Source organism: Roseibium sp. (genome assembly GCF_025698965.1).
Classification (GTDB): Bacteria; Pseudomonadota; Alphaproteobacteria; order Rhizobiales; family Stappiaceae; genus Roseibium.
In genome coordinates this window covers 1-3271 of record NZ_JAILWL010000608.1, presented here as the reverse complement: position 1 = coordinate 3271, position 3271 = coordinate 1, and the positions used below count along the sequence as shown (strand labels likewise).

At 54.3% G+C, this 3271-nt stretch carries 5 protein-coding genes; 1 reads left to right on the top strand and 4 read right to left on the bottom strand.

Annotation, left to right across the window (positions count from 1 at the left end; all coding sequences use genetic code 11):
- On the top strand, positions 1-454 hold a 454-nt coding region (locus K5905_RS30400), incomplete at its 5' end, for a hypothetical protein (protein WP_297591452.1).
- Between the two features lie 375 nt (positions 455-829).
- On the opposite strand, the gene K5905_RS30395 is transcribed toward K5905_RS30400, so the two are convergent.
- The 4 genes from K5905_RS30395 to K5905_RS30380 all read right to left on the bottom strand — a co-directional run.
- Positions 830-1039 (bottom strand): hypothetical protein, encoded by a 210-nt coding sequence (locus tag K5905_RS30395; protein WP_297591450.1) that lies wholly within the window; start codon positions 1037-1039, stop codon positions 830-832.
- Between the two features lie 4 nt (positions 1040-1043).
- The gene (locus tag K5905_RS30390) at positions 1044-1247 is read right to left on the bottom strand and encodes a hypothetical protein (protein WP_297591449.1); all 204 of its coding nucleotides are present in this window, start codon (positions 1245-1247) and stop codon (positions 1044-1046) included.
- Positions 1248-1521: 274 nt separating this feature from the next.
- Entirely contained in the window at positions 1522-2469 is a 948-nt protein-coding gene (locus tag K5905_RS30385; protein WP_297591448.1) for a DMT family transporter, read from the bottom strand.
- Between the two features lie 99 nt (positions 2470-2568).
- The coding region (locus K5905_RS30380; RefSeq protein ID WP_297591446.1) for a hypothetical protein at positions 2569-3271 on the bottom strand (703 nt) is incomplete at its 5' end.

The window sequence follows — 3271 nt, the reverse complement described above, 5'->3', positions numbered from 1 at the left end:
CTACCCGATCGATCGCGATTGGGTCTGCCCGCCGATGCAGGACATAAAGGGGCAGATCATCTATTCGGGCGATGCTTTGAATGTGCAGGGGCAGGGGTCGGTCCGTCAGTCGCTTGAGCGTCTGGCACTGCTTGCGAGAATGAACCTTTACCTGGGACTGGCAACCTGGAAGGAGGCGACGGCCTGTGTCGGACTGGCGCGGGCGGCCAGGGTCAGGAAAGCACTCGGAGAGATTTATGGAGCACTGCACACCTATCCATATGCTACCAAGTGGCTCAATCCGCCGAGCGACAGAATGCAGGACGATGTGTTTCTGTTCAATTGGGCCAGAGATGTTCTCTATCTAGCAAAAATTGATGCTCATGAAACTGTGCCGCTGTCGGCAGTGTCAGGTTCACTAGTACGGGACGAGGTGTCCCGAGCCAGAGACGATCAATCAGGCGATAATAGCTAACGGGAATTCCGGTCAATGCGCCGGGAGGCGAAACTTCCATTTCGACAAGCTCAAAGACCCGATCACCCTGTGATGCTCTGGCAAATCCACCGGCCACTGCCTGGTCGAATTGAGGGTCCTGGCTTCTGATCGAGGAAGCAAAATCGCCTCCAAACTGTCCTTCCATGACCTGTTTGATGTAGCTGGTCCGGCCGACATAGCCGATTTGCGGTATGTGGTCGCCGGTTGCCGTTGCGGAAGTGAATACCAGGCGATCAAACAAAGGGATATGCGGATCGAACACACCGTTGGTGTGCCGCAAAAAATCATCAAGCTCCTGAATATAACGTCCGGCCCAACCTTTCATGTTCGCCGGATCAATTCGCTTGATATGCATCAGGCCCTTTCCGCCTCCAGCAGGAGTCCAATCATTCTGTGACAGTTCAGCAGAATTTCATTTCGTTCGTTTGCGGTGAAATCCCGCCAGTCTGATTTTCCATCATAACTTTCAATAACAGTCCGGACGAAGCCTCTTATGACGAAACCGCCTTGGAACATGTCCGCATAAATGTCGGCCTCTTCATTTAAAAAGGTCTGAATGTCCATAAAATCAAAGGTCCTCCTTCAAGACCCTTAGCGCCCGCATGACTACGAACGTGTAAACTTCCATCGGAAGGGCCTCGTTTTTGGCTCCCAAAATAGCATCGAGTTGCGCGCGCAGATCAATGAGCAGGTCGTCGTCACTTATGTGCGCCCGCATGCCTTCACTCATCCGCCGGCAGGTCTCAACCAGCTCGTTTATAATCTCTTCCATGGATGAGAAAATTACCCCAGTCCAACTGTCTCCCCTAAAGTCAACTTACTCAAGATTACGGGTACTTCCTATATTTCCATCGGAAAAACTAACAATTGTTTTCCGTGGCTCCAAAATCACTCATCCGCATACATCAAACACAACGCTCGCAGGAACGACGTGAAACAGATGTGAAAGACTTGTTCTGCCGACGTCGGACTGCGGCTGCCAGCTGACGGGGTCCCCCTTCATCCGGTAATCGGTTTCTCCGATTTCAAATAGAAGGGAACAGCTTTTAGGTCTTATCCGGCGTGGCCGGGGTCAGTGCATCAGGACGCTTTCTTCCTGCAAAGGTCATCAGGCTTCCTGCACTCAAAATGACTGCAATCCCGGCAATCGCAAGTGCATTGGTTGGGATACCCCAAAGCAGAATAGACCAGAGGCTGGCAAATATCAGGAAGGAATACTCAAAGACGGCAACGACTGCCGGCGCTCCTGTCCGATAGGCCTGCGCGATCAAAGTGACGGCGATAACCGCTCCGATTGCCTGAACCAGCGTCAGCCACAAAAAACGCGGAGTGGGCGTGACCCATGGGGCGGTAAGAAACGTGTCTCCCGGCAGGGCGGTGGTCACGCTCAACATTACCAGACTGGCGATCCCGATGGTCAGAAAAACGCCGAGCGCCAGGGAAAGTGGGCTTTCCTGAACGCACCAGATGCCGGTCAGCATCATTCCCAGACCGTAAAAAAGGCCGGCGGCCAGCGGCAAAAGAGACATGACGGTGAGAGTATTCGGATCAGGCTGCAGAAGCATCAGGGCACCGGCAAAGCCGACAAATACGGCTATCCAGCGGGTGAAGCCCAGCCGGTGTCCGAATATCACGACAGACAGGATGGCGACCCAGAGTGGCGCGCTGAACAGCCCGGCGCCTGCCTGTGCGACCGGCAATGTTCCAAGAGCCGCAAAATAGATAAGCAAACCAGCAGATACGACCAGACTGCGCCCTGCGAGTTTCTTCAGCCCCAATGGTCTCAACCGGGTGCGGGTAGCCAGGGCAATGGCCAAAAACATCGGAATGGCAAAGAGGGTACGAAAAACATGAAACTGCCAGAGCCCGGCCTCCTGACCGACGGCAGCAACAAAATTGTCTATGAAACTGAGAATGGCCGAAGCTGCCAACGCGAGACCGGCAGCGGCCATGTTGTGACCGGATTGCATGAATGCCAGATCATGCCATTCCACCCTTCCGGTCAACCCTGAATTGACCGGGGCCTGAAGCGTCCACTGAAAGGACTTTGCCGGAACCGGTCCTGAGCGCGAACGGCCTTGTTCCGGCCTGATCTACTGGTTGCCTATCGTGACTGCAATATTGCGCACATCGATCCCGTCTCGAAAATCGGAATCGACAACACGCAGGGAACCTTCACCACCGCCTTCCTTGGTGACGCGAAGGCCCGTGTCCTTGCCGTCATCATTGTTGGCCGTTGTCGTGCGATTGACTTCCACATTGGCGGTTCCTTCACCCGCTTCGTCGAACCGCAGGCCGTTGCCTCCGTTCTTTCTGGCAAGAACCGCATAGACGAGAGCGTTCAGGTTTCCGGGTCCGGATTCGGACGTGCGGAACCCGTCATCGGTGTTCTGTTCGGCGAAAGAGCGGACAAAGGAAACAGAAACATCGCCGGCATCTTCCTCATCGAAATCGGCGCCTTCATCCTGATTGCCGAAAATCTCGGTGTCTGTCATGGAAACCAGCAGATCTCCATCGCCGGCTTCGTCAATATCGATGCCATCATCGAGATCAATGCCGAATTCGAATTCCTCGACAGAACCTGAATCGTAGAATGAAACTGCGCGATCGAAACACGTATCATCGGGTGAAGCTCTGATTTCGCTCGGCAAATCGGCCTCACTGGCCACACCGTCTGCAAATTCCGCCCCCTGGACCGCCGGAAGGAACGGATTCAGGACTTGAGGGTTGCAATAGTCGCCATTCCCAAGAAAGCGGTTCTGAACAAGCGTTGCGACAACGTCTCCGGCGTCACCT

Excerpts from the sequence above, each read along its gene's own strand:
- K5905_RS30395 (WP_297591450.1), bottom strand. The coding sequence starts at position 1,039 with ATGGACATTCAGACCTTTTTAAATGAAGAGGCCGACATTTATGCGGAC.
- K5905_RS30390 (WP_297591449.1), bottom strand. The coding sequence starts at position 1,247 with ATGGAAGAGATTATAAACGAGCTGGTTGAGACCTGCCGGCGGATGAGT.